Below are 15299 nucleotides of genomic sequence, written 5' to 3' on the forward strand. Positions count from 1 at the left end.
CAAGCTTTATAGACGTATTTGCCCGAGTAAATCGGTGTGCATTTGTTTACAGCGTAAATTACGTGCATTCGTGTTAATACATGCCCTTTTATTCGTCAAGCGACTATGTCATTGCACGATAAAAATTTACAAGCGCCCTCAATGCTGGCTATCATAAAAGTAATTCATACCAAATACTTGGTTTTATTTATGTTGTACATGATTTACTCAACCGATGTTGAAAATTCGCTGGAAAAACGCCTTGCTGCTCGCCCTGCTCATTTAGCCCGTTTACAGGAGCTTGATAGCCAGGGTCGCTTGTATGTAGCCGGTCCGCTGCCTGCTGTTGACAGTAACGACCCAGGTGACGCCGGCTTTACCGGCTCACTGGTTATTGCCGAGTTCGACTCGCTGCAACAGGCACGGGAATGGGCCGCCGAAGACCCGTATATCGCCGCAGGCGTTTACGACAATTCTGTGGTTAAACCATTTAAAAAAGTACTCGGCGCATAAGTTCAGTAAAGGTTAATTGGTGTTTCGTATGCTAACCAATATGCCACCGCCTGTAGCTATGCCTACGGCTTAGCCTTTGGGATTATCCTCGGACTAATCCAAAGGATAAACCACAGGTTAACCCATATTAGGTTACCGAAGATTCACCGGGAGCTCTTTGAATCATGTTAAGACTAATCGCAGCCATCTTTATCACATTTACACTGTCTCTCTCTGCGGCCCACGCTGGTTCGCCCGCTAAGGTGGTCGATAAGAAGCAGGCAGTGGCGATTGCGAAAGAAGCCGAAAACGGTAAAGTTTTAAAGATTTCGGAACAAAAGGATAAATTTGTTGTTCGAATCTTAAACCCCAAAGGCCGAGTTATCGACATTATTGTCTCTAAACGCACGGGACAAGTTGAGAAGGAAAATAATTAATGCGTATTTTAGTCATCGAAGACGATTTGCATTTAGCAGATAACTTACGTAGCGCTTTAGAAAAAGAGCGTTATAGCGTGGATTTATGTAATGACGGCGAAGCCGGTTTATTCCACATTTGCGAATATCCGCTGGATATGGCGGTGGTCGACCTGGGTCTGCCAAAAATTGATGGTATCGAAGTAATTAAACAAGCCCGTAAAAACGGCGTTGATATTCCTATTCTAATTTTGACCGCTCGCGACCGCTGGCAGGACAAGGTAGAAGGCCTGGATGCCGGTGCCGACGATTACCTGACCAAGCCTTTCCATGTTGAAGAGTTGATCGCCCGTTGTAATGCCTTAATTCGCCGCAGCGCCGGACAGGCCAACCCGGAAATTAAAAATGGTCCTATCCGTATTCATACCCGCTCGCAGCAGGTCTGGGTTGACGACCGTGAGCTTAATTTAACCGCTTACGAATACAAGGTGTTGGAATACCTTATGGTTAATCCGCAAAAGGTAATTTCAAAATCGGAATTGACCGAGCACATTTACGATCAGGACTTTGACCTGGACTCCAACGTTATCGAGGTATTCGTACTGAGGTTACGTAAAAAGCTTGACCCTGAAGGCACGCTAAACCCTGTTGAGACCCTGCGTGGTCGAGGATACAGGTTGCGCTCCCAGTGGTAGTCAATCAGGTTTCACTGAAAATAAGACAAGGATTTATCCTTGTCTTTTTGTTGATCGTGGCAATGCCAATTCTCTTTGTCTCCATCGGCAATGCCTATCGCGCCTCCTTGATTGAGGCCACCGAAAAAACCCTCGAAGCACACCTCTACTCCTTAATTTCCGAAGTCGAATACTCGGAGCAAGGGGTGGAAATGCCACGCAGTATTCTTGCCCCAGAGCTCAACCGCGTTACCTCAGACACCTATGCGATGATCTACGCCGGTGAGCAACAGCTCTGGCAAAGTGAATCGGCGCTCAATACCGACTTTAAACCGGATCTCTTTATCACAGAAACCGGCAAGTCCGATTTTCGCCTGGTCACCCACAAGGGTAAAAAATATTGGCAGTTATCGCTTACCGGCATTCTTGGCAATCTCGACCAGGATATAGAAGCGCGCTTTATCCTGGTAAAAAGCAATGATGCCATTTTGCGCCTGATGGAAGGCTTTAAACAAACTTCCATTAACTGGATGCTGATCATGGGTGTGGTGATCACTGTATTGATGATTATCAGCTTTATCTGGAGCTCTCGTCCCCTGCAACGTCTGGATAAAGAAATTAAGGCCATAGAAAGCGGCGACAGCATGAGCATTAAGGGCCATTATCCGGTGGAGCTGCAAACCATTAAGGCGGATCTGAATCTGCTACTGGAATCACAGCTGCGACAGAAAGAACGTTATCGCGCTTCCTTAAGCGACCTCCGCCCATGCCCTGAAAACCCCATTGGCGGTATTAAAGTCCAGCCCGCTGGCACAAGATAGTGATGCCCAGGAGCAACTCGACCGCATTAATGTGATGATCGAACACCAATTAAAGCGGGCCGCCACCGGCGCCTCCGATACCTGGAAAAAACAAACCCTGATCAAACCGGTTGCTGACTCCATCTTTAACGCCATGAGCAAGGTATATCGCGATAAAAATATCCAATTTAGCGTCGAGGTTAACAATAACCACTTCTTCCTTGGCGATAAAACAGATTTAATGGAACTGCTTGGCAACCTGGTGGATAACGCCTGTAAGGCCTGCGACTCAAAGGTGAGCCTTAAGGTAGTGCAGAAGAAAAAGCGCCTGCGCCTGATTATTGAAGACGATGGTCCCGGCGTTCCAGAGAATAAGCGTGAATTATTATTGCAGCGCGGTACCCGCCTGGATAGCTATGAAAGCGGGCACGGTGTCGGTATGGCCATAGTTGCCGATTTGGTCAATGGTTACCATGGTCACTTAACCATAGGCGACAGCCCTCTTGGCGGCGCCCTGTTCGAACTAGAGTTTGATTATCAGGAAACCAGTTAAGCGCGGTGACACCCTATACACAGCGCTTTGTAGCTTTCCTGGCCAGCCACAAACTGGAATAAGCGTACTAGGCCAATAAGTCGATGCTATCTAGCTCGACTTATACCAGTTCTGTTAAGTATGTGATCAGAGATAGCGTTGGATAAATGATATGCTAACAAGGCGGAATTTTTCTTATGTAGTTATTCTCCATAGAAAAATTCCAACGCAGTTAGCATGATATTTAGCCCACTAGAATGATTAGCTATTTAAGTGAATTGGTATTATTGGCAACTTGTGCATCGCTGCCTAACAAGGTGGCTATCCAGCGCCCTTCTTCACTCTCTTCAAGGGCAATCTTCACCACCATGGTCAGCGGCACCGACAACAGCATGCCGACACTGCCAAGCAGCCAACCCCAGAAAATTAACGATAAAAACACCACCAAGGCCGACAAGCCCAGGCCTCGCCCCATAAAACGCGGCTCTATCATGTTACCCATCACAGTATTGATAAGGATATAACCACCACCCACTATGGCTGCGGTCAGCGGACTTTGGGTAATAAGCGCCAGCAACACCGCGGGTACGGCGGCAATAATAGAACCTATATTGGGAATATAGTTAAACATAAAGGCAACCACACCCCAAAGCAGGAAGTAGTCGATATCAAGCAGCCACAGCATAAAGGTGACTAAGATACCAGTGGCCAGACTCACCAGGGTTTTAATCGCCAAATAGGAATTGATAGAGGCAAGAAAGCGGTCTATTTGCGCCATTTTCATGTCCGGATCATCCATCGCCAGGTGGATTTTATTGCCTATGCTTGGCCCTTCAAACAGCATAAACACTACAGTGACTATGATTAAAAACAGGTTCGCCATCACGCCACCGAAGCCGGTGAGCATATTGGTGGCTACATCTATCATTTTGGCCGGGTCGAACATGGCCATAATTTGCGCCTTATCAAGAAAAATATTGTATTGCGCCAGGGTATTGACCAGCCATTCAAACTCGTTTTTTAGCTGCTCTTTGTATTGAGGTAATTGCGCCGAAAAGTCATTAACCGACTGCCCTACCAAGCCTGCCAGGCTCAGAATCAAGCCAAAAACCAACATGATCACCAGAACAATGGCCAGCCCTTTAGGAATACGATAACGCCCCAAGGCATTGATCAGGGGGCTGCAGATCACCGCAATAAATACCGAGAGAATAAAGGGCACCACCAAGGGGCTGGCAATTTTAATCCCGGCCAAAACGATCACCAGGGACGCCAACACCATTAAACTTTTACTTGCTCCAATAAAGCTAGGCACAGTTAATTCCTTTTTGTTTTTCTGGGGGTTAATTTGCGGTTTTTGAGCGCTAAATCGAAACAAACCTGATCGCGAAGCGACCTAGGCCCGTATACATCTTTCTTATTAACGCCTAGTTTAGGCGACTTACTAATGAAAATAAACTCTTGATATGGGACAAAAAATAGACGTAATCTACACAGAGCCAGAAATGTCCTACACTTGTATAGAGCGGCTTGGCGTTATAGCGACATGAACATTCTTATTACCGGGGCCACCGGACTAATTGGCTCCGAGCTTTATAAACATCTGTTAAACCATCACAGCGTGACGGTGCTTACGCGCACGCCCGCTAATGCCTATTTGAAACTTGGGCACCGCATCGAAGCGGTACGCAGCCTGGACAAGGTTGATTTCAATGATACCGATGTGGTGATCAACCTGGCCGGTGAGCCCATAGTCAACAAACGTTGGACGCCAGAGCAAAAACAGCGGGTCTATGACTCTCGTATTGCCCTCACAGAGGAAATTGCCGAGCGTATAAACCAGGCCGAGAAAAAGCCAAAAACCCTGATCTCCGGCAGTGCCATAGGCTATTACGGCCGCCAGGGCGAACAGGTGATTGGCGAAGATTATGAACATTGTTATGACGAGTTCAGCCACCAGCTGTGCAAAGACTGGGAGCAAGCGGCACAAAAGGCACAAACCCGAGTCTGTTTGCTGCGTACCGGCATTGTGCTTTCCGCCCGTGGCGGCGCGCTGACAAAAATGTTGCCGGCATTTCGCTGTGGTCTCGGTGGGCCTTTGGGCGATGGTCACCAGTATATGTCCTGGATCCACCTTGATGATATGGTGCAGGTGATCATGTATTTAATCAAATACGACCATATCAGCGGCCCCATCAATGCCACAGCCCCACACCCGGTGAGTAATGAAGAATTCAGCAAAACCCTGGCACAAATACTGCGCCGTCCTGCCTTTTTGCGCATGCCCAAAGCAGTGCTGCGACTGTTAATGGGAGAAATGGCCGATCTTATGCTGTACGGACAAAATGTGCAGCCCAAACGCATGCTCAAAGAAGGCTTTCGCTTTCGCCATCCCGAACTAAGACCGGCTCTTGCCCAAATCCTCAGCCGCCATTAGCGGCCTAGGCAAAAACAACCCCACTACATGATTTTACGCAGCAAACCACTGGTGTTTTTATTCAGTGTGCGGGCGATCATGGTGTAGCCCAGCACAGCCACAAATAAGGCACCGGATAAGGGGCCAATCAACCAGATATCCGGATGCAGCTTGCCCGGCAGTTCAAACAGGGTGCGCTGCACTACAAACAAGGCTAGATCGCTGGAGAGCGCCGCCACCACACCGGCCACCAAGCCGAGCAATAAGAACTCATACAGGGTTGCATGGCGAATAAGTTGTCCACGCGCGCCCAGGGTGCGCAATATCACCACCTCTTGCATGCGTTCGCCCAAGCTCGCCTGCACCTGGGAGATAAGCACCAGGGCGCCACAGACCACAACTATGGCAAGCACAAAGCCAATGGCCAAGGAAACCTGCTCTATGGTCGAGCGAATTTGGTCAACAAAGTTATCGACATCAATGGCGGTGATGGTCGGATACTGGCGCAGCAACTGGGTAAAAGCCTTGCTCTCCCCCTCGTCAATGCGCGCCGCAGCAATATAGGTTGCGGGGAAATCCGCCAGCACATCCGGGCTTAAAATCATAAAGAAATTCGGCTTTAAGGTAGACCAGTTTACCTCTCGGAAGCTGGTGACCTTGGCCTCAAAGCTTTGCGCGCCAATTAAGAAGCTCAGGGTATCGCCAAGTTTTATATCCAAACGTTCGGCCATAGACTGCTCCACCGACACCTCGCCCCGGCTTTCGTCGCTAAACCATTGCCCACCGCTCAAGGTATTATGGTTCGGCATCTCACTGACCCAGGTCAGATTGAGCTCGCGTCCCACGCCGGAGCGCGCTTCCTCGTCTTTTTTCTCATTGTCCTCTAACGACACCTCACGGGCCACCAGCTCGCCATTAATGGCATTAACACGACCGCGAATGGTGGGATAAAAACGCGACACCTCAATGTCTTTAGCCGCCAAATAGTCACTGACCGGCTGTTTCTCTTCCTCGGTGATGTTTACCAAAAATGCGTTGGGCGCATCCGCCGGCAGCTGAGATTGCCAGTCATTGATCATGTCGTTTTTAAGCACGATTAGAAACAGCAGCAGCTTGATGGCCAGCGCAAAACTGATCAGTTGCACCGCATTGGCATTGGCCCGTTTTTGAATGGAAGCAATGGCCAAAGACCAGCTATTTCCAGGGCTTAAACCTAGCTTACGACCCCCGCCAAAGATCAATTTAGAAAGGATAAAGAGCACCAGGACTACGGCCGCCGAGGATAAGAACAAGATAAGGGTGATCATAATCTTACCGCTGAACAGCCACATCAAGGCAAAGACGGTGAAGGCAGACAGGGCCAGATGAATCTTGCTCACCAATAAACGGTCACCCAGGTTACGGCGCAAGACCCGCAGCGGTGGAATATCGAAAAGATCAAGCAGCGGTTTAATGGAGAACATCACCGCACACACCACGCCGATAAACACCGCACTCAACCAGGGGCGCAACGATGCCGGCGGCAATTGTACATCCATGTTGGCGGCCATGTAATTGCCTGCCGCATACTGCAGCCCATAACCTACCGCCAAACCAAGCGCCAGGGAGAAGCCACACACCAATGCCAGATGCAGCAGATAGATATTACGGATTTGCGAGCGCGCTCCCCCCAAGGTTTTCATCATAGCCACTGGGTCGTACTGGCGCTCACAATAACGCTTCGCCGAAACCGCGATAGCCACCGCCGCGAGGATAATGCCCAGCAGGCCCGCCAGCAGTAAAAAGCGCTCCGAGCGCTCCAATGAATTGGAAATGGGCGACTGCCTGTCTTTAACCCCATACCAGCGTTGATTCTCGGCCAGTTGGGGTTTTAACCACTGATAAAAGGCCTCAATCTTGTCGCTCTCGCCGGCATACAACTGGCGATAAAACACCCGACTTCCGGGCTGGATGACCTTGGTTTTTTCAATGTCTGCTTCGTTGAGCAGCACACGACGACTGCCGGAGAAAATATTAAAGGGCGCGTCCGGCTCTTCACTTAAAATGGCACTGACCGTAAAGGTCGCGGCGCCAAGCTCTAGGCTATCGCCCACCGCCAAGTCCAGTGAATACATCACCGACTCATTGAGCCAAACCGTGCCTGGCTCTGGGCCACCTTTGGCCACCTGCTCCTGGGCGTCGAAATCACGCTTGATCAACAGCTCGCCCTTGAGAGGATAGTTTACTGATGCCGCCTTGATGGCCGCCAATTGCATGCGCTCATTGGCAAAGAGCATGGTATCGAAAAAGGTCAGCCGGGCGGTTTGCAACCCCATATTTTGCGCCTGCTCCTGATAATTCTCAGGCAAGGCATGGTTACTGGCTAAGGCACGGTCGGCGGCGATAAAGGCGTTAGACTTTTGCAAAATAGCCTGACCGATACGGTCGGTCACCGACGACAGGGTTAACACTGTCATCACCGCCAGAGCAATGGCGGCACAGATCACAGTCAGCTCGCCACGGCGCAACTCTCTAAAAAATAATCGTATCGCTAACTTAGCCCACATGCGCGCGCTCCTGAGGCTCACGTAGTTGGGTTAGCTCACCGCCCTCAATATGCAAGATGCGCTCACAGCGATGGGCCAGAGCTTCATCATGGGTTACCAGCACTAAGGTGGTGCCCTGCTGCTGATTGAGCTCAAATAATAATTCTTCAATCAGCTTGCCGTTTTTGCTGTCAAGGTTGGCCGAGGGCTCATCGGCAAATAGAATTTTTGGAGTGCCAACAAAGGCGCGGGCAATAGCCACCCTTTGCTGCTCACCACCGCTGAGTTGCGATGGGTAATGTTCAATACGATGACTCAAGCCCACTTTTTCAAGCAGTGCCAAGGCCTGCTCTTTGGCGTCTTTTTGATTGGCCAGCTCCGCCGGTAACATCACGTTCTCAAGGGCACTTAGGCTTTGTACCAGCATAAAAGACTGAAACACAAAACCGACCTTTTGCGCCCGCAAGGCTGCACGGCCTTCTTCATCAAGACTCTCAAGGGCGTCGCCATCTACAATAATGCTTCCGGATGTGGCTCTATCCAGCCCCGCCAACAGGCTTAGCAAGGTTGATTTACCCGAGCCCGAGGCGCCTACTATGGCCACCGACTCGCCCGGCTTGACATTAAAGCTGATGTCGCTGAGGATCGTTAAATCGCCGTCAAGCGTATTAACGGACTTGGTTAATTCTTTGACTTGAATAATGTTTAATTGAGATAACGCTGACATATGAATGCTTTAACCCTACGTATTTTGCTCGTCCTATTAGTTGTCACTAAACCATTTATGGCTTGGGCTGACAACCAAATACTGATCCTAGGAGACAGCTTAAGCGCTGCCTATGGTCTAAAACAACACCAAGGTTGGGTGCAATTGTTACAAGATACGTATGAAGAGCAAAAAAAGCCCATTAAATTAATCAATGCCAGTATCAGCGGCGAAACTACCGGTGGCGCACTAAGGCGCCTAGAGGGAATTTTAGCCAGCCACCAGCCCAGCCATGTGCTGATTGAACTGGGCGGTAACGACGGCCTGCGTGGATTCCCTATTCCCAAGATGCAGCAAAATCTCACTGCCCTGATCAAACAAAGCCAGGCCGCCGGCGCCGAAGTGGCGGTGATGGCCATTCGCATCCCGCCCAATTATGGTCCCCGCTACACACAAATGTTTGAGGCCAGCTTCGCCACCGTGGCCGAACAACAGGGCGCTCATCTGCTGCCATTTTTTGTCGAGCAAGTCGCTACCAAGGGCTCCTTGATGCAAAACGACAATATTCACCCCAATGCCGAGGCTCAGCCGCTGCTGCGCGATATTATGGCCGAGCATATCGAGACCTGGTTAGCCGCTCCCCGATTAAGTTCAACTAACGCGACTAAATAAGACGCAAAAAGCGCTGTGATAACAGCGCTTTTTCAATAGAGGATAAAAAACCTTATCGATATGAATAATTTATAGGCAAACGATTCAACACCCACTTGCAATTGCAAAAATTATCCGTACTATTGCAGTCCTAGTCGGCATATAGCGCAGCTTGGTAGCGCACTGTCATGGGGTGTCAGGGGTCGCAGGTTCAAATCCTGCTATGCCGACCATTCTTCTCCCCCTAAAATCAATAAGTTATATCAAATTCTACCTTCTCAAAGTTATTCAATTTGTAGCTCTAATCTTTGCTGTGTAGCCAGTAACAGCCTATTATTTTTTACAAGCTAATCAATATCTATACACCCTTATATCTTTGGGGTAACCTCTAAAAAGAACATCACCATTACTTTTTCATCTTCTAGTGTGATTTTTTTAAATGAAGTAATGGCGGTAAATGGCGAAACTGCCTTTTTAGGGAAAAATAATATGAATACTTTCGCGATCGTTAAAAACAACGTAGGTGAAATTATAGCTATTGAAGCAGGTAAGGCCGAAAATAGGATTGTTTATGGCACATACGAAGCCATAAACTCAATAGATGCCATATCCCAACATGTAACAAAGACAGGCGGTGGGCTTAAAACCAAAGAAAATATGCCTGATAAGACAGAGCACAAACAAAATAAGCTTCATGAATCCAGTTTACGCATGGTTCTTTTACATATTATTCATTTGATAGCACTTGTTGGGGTCAACTTCGATAGGCAAATCGAAGTATCAGGGACGTACTTCAAATCTACATCAACATCTTGGGAATTTATAATTAACCCTGTAGGAATTTTAGCGGTAATAATATCGTGGATAGTTTGCAGCATCATAGGTTCAATATTGAAACGTGTGACAATGACTTACAACAACTCACTCAGATAACAAACAAGACACCCACTCTAAAATTGAGCTTTCACAGTGGGCTCTACCTCATGCCTTTCAATCGGATTTGGCTCAGTTAGTCGACCTGCATATCGACAATTCTCCTTTAGTTTTATCGTCTTCGTGACTTTTGGGCGTGCGAAATCACCACTGTAGTTAAGAGCTCAGACATAAGAAAGAAATGCAGTGATAATAAGGGGTATCGCCAGACTGGTCTGATATTTTCGGGGCGTTGCCATGATTCATTCCTCCTTGAGCTAAGCTATCAAAGTGTAGCTAAAAGGCCTGGAAATATGGAATCTAAAAGTGGGTGTCTTACTTATTTTTTCTTTTTGATAAATGACACGATATTTTATAACATTTTGAAAAAATTGCTAATTGATTTGGCCAAAGCAAAGGTTATTTGGCAAAGTAATAGTCATCAAAGGATTGTACGGGCGACAAAGGAAATGAAGAAGTCTGCTAAACCAAAACTCTTATTCAATGAATGTATATCCGCCATTATATTGGGCTCAGTCCCCTGTACTATTGTAATGTACTTTGACGGCATAGAAGCGCTAATTAGCTTCCTCAAGTCCATTACTCCCCCCAATATAATCACCTACTACTTCTTATTCCTTGTGGCAGTTCACTTTTTAATATGGGGGATAAATCGATATTTCTATTCGCCCAACGCTAAAGTAACCAAACTTAAGCGCCGACTACACCAAATCTCAGAGCAAGTAGGCTTTAGTCTATTGGGTATGTACAGGGTACTTGCTGGCTCTCTTTTTACGGTCGCTTTATCCTCTACCCTTGCCGAACCCACAATAGAAACTTTGAACTGGACATATAAATCAGCATTGTTGTCTCTTGCAAGCCTAATGACCGCGTACATCTTGTCTGGCTGGCAAATTAAAACCGCTGCTCGAAAGCCTATCTTTTAAACCAGAGCTTCCGGAACATAAATTAAGAAGAGACTAGATTGGCTATTAATTAGGCCATTGCAAGCAGAGCTAGTTACCAATATATTGGGGAAAAGCTAATAATTAAAAGGAGTTACGTATGCCTGGTGCATTTGCTCATATAACTGCAGCTAATTTAGCTACTGCAAATAACGCCCTCATGACTATGGATATTCCAAACAGGGCAAAACTCATATTAAGTAAAAATCAAAAATATGTTGAGCTGGGATGCGTCTCTCCTGACTATCCTTATTTAGCCGTAGGTAAATCACAGCAAAACAAATGGGCTGATTTAATGCATTACGAAAAAACCGGTGATGTAATTAAAGAAGCCGTTACCTATTGCAAAAGTCTCGAGGGGTCAGCACAAGAAAAATGTTTTGCTTGGCTTTGCGGATATATGTCACATGTAGCAGCCGATATCACAATACATCCAGTGGTGGAACGCAAGGTTGGCCCGTATGAGCAAAACCAGGCAGCACATCGCACCTGTGAAATGAATCAAGACTCCTTTATTTGGCAAAGATTGAATATCGGTGAAATCGGCCTTGCCGACAGAGTCGAACTCAATATCGGCTCGTGCACAAGCCAAGACAACTGCCTGGATAAGGATATCAAAGGCATCTGGCAGCATATTTTAATTTCTATACACCCAGATTACGCAAAATCAGCTGCCCCCGACTTCGATGCCTGGCATGCTGGATTTCAAATGATTGTGAATAATGCGGAAGAAGGCTATCGACTTTTCCCATGGGCTAGGCACGTTGCCGCCAATAGCGGCCTTCTCTACCCTCGCCCCGATGAAATCGATTATGACTACATAGAGAATCTCAATACGCCTAAAAGCCCTATGCATTATGATGAGATATTTGATTTAGCCATTGAAAACATCAAGCATTTTATAACGATTCTTGCCAATGCCGTTTTTGAAAATGAGGAATGTTCCCAAATCTGCAATTGGAATTTAGACAACGGACAAGATGAAGCCGGTAACTTAACTGCATGGAATATTTAAAATGAAATACCTTTCTTTACTCATCACCACTTTGTTTGCCGTCGGTTGCTCCAGCTTTGCTCATAGCCATGATCCAGAAAGAATGGCCGACCTTGCATCACAGCTGAAAGATATCTCTGCAGCCGTTGATGGCACGTTAAAGTTTAGCTCTGAAAAATATCTCAGCTCACAAGCGCTCCTTTTGGCTGCTATTGATAATGACAAAACCAGACTCCAGGCGTTTCAAAACTATCAACTGATCATTGAAATCCAGGATAATAACGCCATTTTGTTGTTGTGTGAGAATGAAATCGCCTTGATCGAAGATGCAGGCTGCACCGCGCAATCGGATATTCAACACTGGCAGTCGCTAAATAAGGTCGCCTGTACCGTAAGCATTAATTCAAGCGAGGTTTGCGATTTTTAGTCCAACAAACAAAACCTATGAGGGCTAAGCCTCTTTTGCAGTCGCCGTTTACTAACTCAACTAATGGCAACTCCAAAATATTTAGCTCAATGAGAGCTTAACCGAATCCTTGGCTTAGCATTGTTGCAAATCCGCACCAGGGTAACGACAAAACAATCCACACCCTTGCATCATTAAGTTGGTACGCTTAAACGGTCAATTTTGCTCCAAGGGGAACCTGATGCGTTTACCTAACTTACTGTTTCTACTCTTAACACTATTTTTAGCGCCGCTGTTTTGCTCGCAGGCTTCGGCCACTGGCTCGGCGCAGCAAGCAGAGGACGAGGCCGCTATTAAAGCCCTCTTTGCCAGCTATATGAATAAGTACAATGGCTATATACAAGGCAAGTCGCTGGAACATGTGGAGCAGTTATATATGCCTCAGGTCATGCTCATGTCCAGTGCCAACCCACCGGTGGCCATGCCCGCCAAAGACTTCAGCAAACAGGTGGTGGTCTTTCTCGATGGTTTAAAGTCCAAGGGGGTGGCCTCGGTCAACTGGCAACAGGTTAATGTGCGCCTGATAGATACAAACATTGCCATCGCCACCAATCTGGCTGTTCGCTATCGCGATAATGGCGAGGTATTCAATAAAGTCGGAGCAACCTACTTCTTGTACAAAACAGATGAAAATTGGCGTATTGCTAGTTTTGCGGTACATGAGCATACTGGAGTGCAAACTCTTTGATGTGATACATGGTTATGGAAGATTGGGATGCATATCGCCTGATACTGGCAATTCACCGGGGCAAGACGCTACGCAATGCGGCAAAAATACTGGCGGTGAACCACAGCACGGTGGCAAGACGATTAGCACAACTCAATCACAGCCATGGCTATACCCTAGCGGAGTCTGCCCCCTCAGGGTACGCACTCACTCTGGCAGGGCATGCCTTATTGCAAACCGCGCAGCAAGTTGAGGCACTGGTACTCGCAGATAGGCATGCACAACGCGCAAAACACCTAGAACACAGCGGTCAAATTACCCTGTCTCTTCCCCCTGCCATTGCCCAGTACCTGCTTCTTGAAGATTTGGGAGCCTTTGCTAAACGCTACCCACAGATTCGCCTGGTGATGCAATGCAGTTATCACCTTGTTGATATCGATAACTGCGAGGCGGATATTGTCATTCGCGTCGCCAATGAACCATGTGAGCATCTGGTTGGCCATCGCGCCGGCGCCGTGTATTTAAATTACTACGCCCAACGGGATTACCTCCTTAACAAAACCAGTGACGAGTACGCATGGCTGGTTGGCACAGCCGATAGTGCTCAAACAGATTGGATTAAGAACAGTCCATTTCCACACGCACCGGTGAGCTTAGTGATTGATGATTTAATAGTGCGCCATGATGCCGCCAGCAAAGGGCTTGGGCTTATACGCGGAGCCTGTTATATCGCCGATACCATGGAACAACTTACGGTAGTTGGAGATTCTGAGCCCCATGAATTTGCCCAAATATGGGTTTTAACACATCCATCGCTTGTTGATGTTCCCAGAATCAAATTGCTAATGGGCGAACTCTACACTTTACTTAAGCAGAGACAGCATCGATTAATGGGGCGCGCCGCAAAGTTTATCTCTTAGGACCCTTTATTTATGGGTTTTAACCCAAAGATCGTTAACTAAACTAACAATAAGTCACTTTGCTAACAGGCCTATACAACCTACTATGCTATTGCTCATTGCTTTCGCCGTACTCTCTATTGCCGTGTCGTTTATGTGCTCTATTTTAGAAGCCGCATTGCTCTCCATTACACCCAGCTATATTGCTAAACAAAAATTAGAGAACCCGGGTCGCTATCAGGCACTGAAAAATCTCAAAGAAAGGATTGATCAACCGCTGGCGGCAATTCTCACCCTCAATACGGTGGCGCATACGGTCGGGGCTGCCGGGGTTGGCGCCCAGGTCACGGTCGTCTTCGGTAATGGCTATCTGGGTATCGCCTCAGCGGTCATGACAATTCTTATTCTCGTGCTATCAGAAATTATCCCAAAAACCATAGGCGCCCTGTTCTGGCGCCAGCTAGCCGTGGTATTGCCGCCAATACTCGCCTTCTTAATCTGGATACTCAAACCCTTTATTTGGATTTCTGACAAAATAACGCGTTTACTCGGTGGCAGTGCCAGTGAAGAAGATCTGCGCTCAGAAATTAAAGCTCTGTCCTCTCTTGGCACCGAGCTTGGTAGTGTCGATGAGACCGAGCACAGAGCGATAAGCAACATTCTCGATTTACATACCATCAAGGTGCGCGAGGTTATGACGCCTCGCATCGTCTGTGAAACGCTAAAACCTGACTTGCCCCTTGATGACATTCGCGACAAGGTGCTCAAAAGCCAGTTCACCCGCTTTCCCATCCTGGATGAAGAGGAGGCTCCCCACGGCATGCTTTTTAAGTCAGATCTGATTATGGTAGGCGACAAAAAATTCGCGATTGAGTTTGCTCGACCAGCTAAGGTCGTCTCTGACAACACCAGCTTGGAGCAATTGCTTACCCAACTCCTAGAAGATCAGCATCATATGTGTTTGGTGTATGACGAGTACGGCTCGTGGCAAGGATTAATAACCATGGAAGATATTATTGAGACCATTATCGGCCGCTCAATTGTCGATGAAACGGATCAAATTGCCAACATGCGTCGCTATGCCCGACGACGCTGGCAGAAGCAGAAAAAAGCACAAAAGAAATCACAGGAATAGTGTTTAAGGCAGGTCATCTCGCCAATTAGGATAAGTTGTCGATAACTAAAGCGTTTAAAAATGGCATTTT

General features: G+C 47.4%; 15 protein-coding genes, 1 tRNA gene and 1 pseudogene. 14 read left to right on the forward strand and 3 right to left on the reverse strand.

The features are described from left to right. The first annotated feature begins 189 nt into the window (after positions 1–189). The 4 genes and pseudogenes from C2M24_RS00280 (at position 190) to C2M24_RS00295 (ending at position 2914) form a co-directional block, all read left to right on the forward strand. The gene (locus tag C2M24_RS00280) at positions 190–492 is read left to right on the forward strand and encodes a YciI family protein (RefSeq protein ID WP_105199251.1); all 303 of its coding nucleotides are present in this window, start codon (positions 190–192) and stop codon (positions 490–492) included. 164 nt (positions 493–656) lie between these two features. After that, entirely contained in the window at positions 657–908 is a 252-nt protein-coding gene (locus C2M24_RS00285) for a PepSY domain-containing protein (RefSeq protein WP_105199195.1), read from the forward strand. Beyond that, entirely contained in the window at positions 908–1582 is a 675-nt protein-coding gene (locus tag C2M24_RS00290; protein ID WP_105199194.1) for a response regulator transcription factor, read from the forward strand. The genes C2M24_RS00285 and C2M24_RS00290 overlap by 1 nt, the downstream gene beginning before the upstream one ends. Beyond that, positions 1576–2914: pseudogene (locus C2M24_RS00295) on the forward strand (ATP-binding protein). The gene C2M24_RS00290 and the pseudogene C2M24_RS00295 overlap by 7 nt, the downstream one beginning before the upstream one ends. A gap of 244 nt (positions 2915–3158) precedes the next feature. Here the strand turns inward: C2M24_RS00295 and C2M24_RS00300 are convergent. Continuing rightward, positions 3159–4175, reverse strand: a complete 1017-nt coding sequence (locus C2M24_RS00300; protein WP_442792495.1) for an AI-2E family transporter — start codon at positions 4173–4175, stop codon at positions 3159–3161. Between the two features lie 264 nt (positions 4176–4439). On the opposite strand from C2M24_RS00300, the gene C2M24_RS00305 reads away from it, so the two are divergent. Then, positions 4440–5330, forward strand: coding sequence for a TIGR01777 family oxidoreductase (locus tag C2M24_RS00305; RefSeq protein ID WP_105212919.1), 891 nt, complete (start codon positions 4440–4442; stop codon positions 5328–5330). Between the two features lie 23 nt (positions 5331–5353). On the opposite strand, the gene C2M24_RS00310 is transcribed toward C2M24_RS00305, so the two are convergent. Then, the gene (locus C2M24_RS00310; RefSeq protein WP_105212920.1) at positions 5354–7855 is read right to left on the reverse strand and encodes an ABC transporter permease; all 2502 of its coding nucleotides are present in this window, start codon (positions 7853–7855) and stop codon (positions 5354–5356) included. After that, positions 7845–8561, reverse strand: a complete 717-nt coding sequence (locus C2M24_RS00315) for an ABC transporter ATP-binding protein (protein WP_105212921.1) — start codon at positions 8559–8561, stop codon at positions 7845–7847. The genes C2M24_RS00310 and C2M24_RS00315 overlap by 11 nt, the downstream gene beginning before the upstream one ends. On the opposite strand from C2M24_RS00315, the gene C2M24_RS00320 reads away from it, so the two are divergent. The 9 genes from C2M24_RS00320 (at position 8562) to C2M24_RS00360 (ending at position 15229) form a co-directional block, all read left to right on the forward strand. Beyond that, positions 8562–9212, forward strand: coding sequence for an arylesterase (locus tag C2M24_RS00320; protein ID WP_105212922.1), 651 nt, complete (start codon positions 8562–8564; stop codon positions 9210–9212). A gap of 135 nt (positions 9213–9347) precedes the next feature. Beyond that, a tRNA-Pro gene (locus C2M24_RS00325) sits at positions 9348–9424 on the forward strand. 214 nt (positions 9425–9638) lie between these two features. Next, positions 9639–10124, forward strand: a complete 486-nt coding sequence (locus C2M24_RS00330) for a hypothetical protein (RefSeq protein WP_158683668.1) — start codon at positions 9639–9641, stop codon at positions 10122–10124. Between the two features lie 293 nt (positions 10125–10417). Then, positions 10418–11050, forward strand: coding sequence for a hypothetical protein (locus C2M24_RS00335; protein ID WP_105212924.1), 633 nt, complete (start codon positions 10418–10420; stop codon positions 11048–11050). Between the two features lie 118 nt (positions 11051–11168). Then, complete coding sequence (locus C2M24_RS00340; RefSeq protein WP_105212925.1) at positions 11169–12083, forward strand: zinc dependent phospholipase C family protein; 915 nt, start codon at positions 11169–11171, stop codon at positions 12081–12083. Position 12084: 1 nt separating this feature from the next. After that, positions 12085–12489, forward strand: coding sequence for a hypothetical protein (locus C2M24_RS00345; protein ID WP_105212926.1), 405 nt, complete (start codon positions 12085–12087; stop codon positions 12487–12489). Between the two features lie 220 nt (positions 12490–12709). Beyond that, positions 12710–13216 carry a hypothetical protein gene (locus C2M24_RS00350; protein WP_105212927.1) on the forward strand — a complete coding sequence of 169 codons (507 nt, stop codon included), beginning with the start codon at positions 12710–12712 and terminating at the stop codon, positions 13214–13216. 14 nt (positions 13217–13230) lie between these two features. Beyond that, complete coding sequence (locus tag C2M24_RS00355; RefSeq protein WP_158683669.1) at positions 13231–14115, forward strand: LysR family transcriptional regulator; 885 nt, start codon at positions 13231–13233, stop codon at positions 14113–14115. A gap of 85 nt (positions 14116–14200) precedes the next feature. Continuing rightward, a complete protein-coding gene (locus C2M24_RS00360) occupies positions 14201–15229 on the forward strand; it encodes a CNNM domain-containing protein (protein ID WP_105212929.1) in 1029 nt (342 codons plus the stop codon). The last annotated feature ends 70 nt before the right edge of the window (positions 15230–15299 follow it).

The organism is Pseudoalteromonas sp. T1lg22 (assembly GCF_002964645.1).
Lineage (GTDB): Bacteria > Pseudomonadota > Gammaproteobacteria > Enterobacterales > Alteromonadaceae > Pseudoalteromonas.

Bases quoted from the DNA above. Each gene is read 5' to 3' on its own strand.
- C2M24_RS00290 (WP_105199194.1), top strand. From the start codon at position 908: ATGCGTATTTTAGTCATCGAAGACGATTTGCATTTAGCAGATAACTTA.
- C2M24_RS00340 (WP_105212925.1), top strand. From the start codon at position 11,169: ATGCCTGGTGCATTTGCTCATATAACTGCAGCTAATTTAGCTACTGCA.
- C2M24_RS00310 (WP_105212920.1), bottom strand. From the start codon at position 7,855: ATGTGGGCTAAGTTAGCGATACGATTATTTTTTAGAGAGTTGCGCCGT.
- C2M24_RS00285 (WP_105199195.1), top strand. From the start codon at position 657: ATGTTAAGACTAATCGCAGCCATCTTTATCACATTTACACTGTCTCTC.
- C2M24_RS00320 (WP_105212922.1), top strand. From the start codon at position 8,562: ATGAATGCTTTAACCCTACGTATTTTGCTCGTCCTATTAGTTGTCACT.
- C2M24_RS00330 (WP_158683668.1), top strand. From the start codon at position 9,639: ATGGCGGTAAATGGCGAAACTGCCTTTTTAGGGAAAAATAATATGAAT.
- C2M24_RS00300 (WP_442792495.1), bottom strand. From the start codon at position 4,175: ATGGTGTTGGCGTCCCTGGTGATCGTTTTGGCCGGGATTAAAATTGCC.
- C2M24_RS00315 (WP_105212921.1), bottom strand. From the start codon at position 8,561: ATGTCAGCGTTATCTCAATTAAACATTATTCAAGTCAAAGAATTAACC.
- C2M24_RS00350 (WP_105212927.1), top strand. From the start codon at position 12,710: ATGCGTTTACCTAACTTACTGTTTCTACTCTTAACACTATTTTTAGCG.
- C2M24_RS00355 (WP_158683669.1), top strand. From the start codon at position 13,231: ATGGAAGATTGGGATGCATATCGCCTGATACTGGCAATTCACCGGGGC.
- C2M24_RS00305 (WP_105212919.1), top strand. From the start codon at position 4,440: ATGAACATTCTTATTACCGGGGCCACCGGACTAATTGGCTCCGAGCTT.
- C2M24_RS00345 (WP_105212926.1), top strand. From the start codon at position 12,085: ATGAAATACCTTTCTTTACTCATCACCACTTTGTTTGCCGTCGGTTGC.
- C2M24_RS00335 (WP_105212924.1), top strand. From the start codon at position 10,418: ATGGAATCTAAAAGTGGGTGTCTTACTTATTTTTTCTTTTTGATAAAT.
- C2M24_RS00360 (WP_105212929.1), top strand. From the start codon at position 14,201: ATGCTATTGCTCATTGCTTTCGCCGTACTCTCTATTGCCGTGTCGTTT.
- C2M24_RS00280 (WP_105199251.1), top strand. From the start codon at position 190: ATGTTGTACATGATTTACTCAACCGATGTTGAAAATTCGCTGGAAAAA.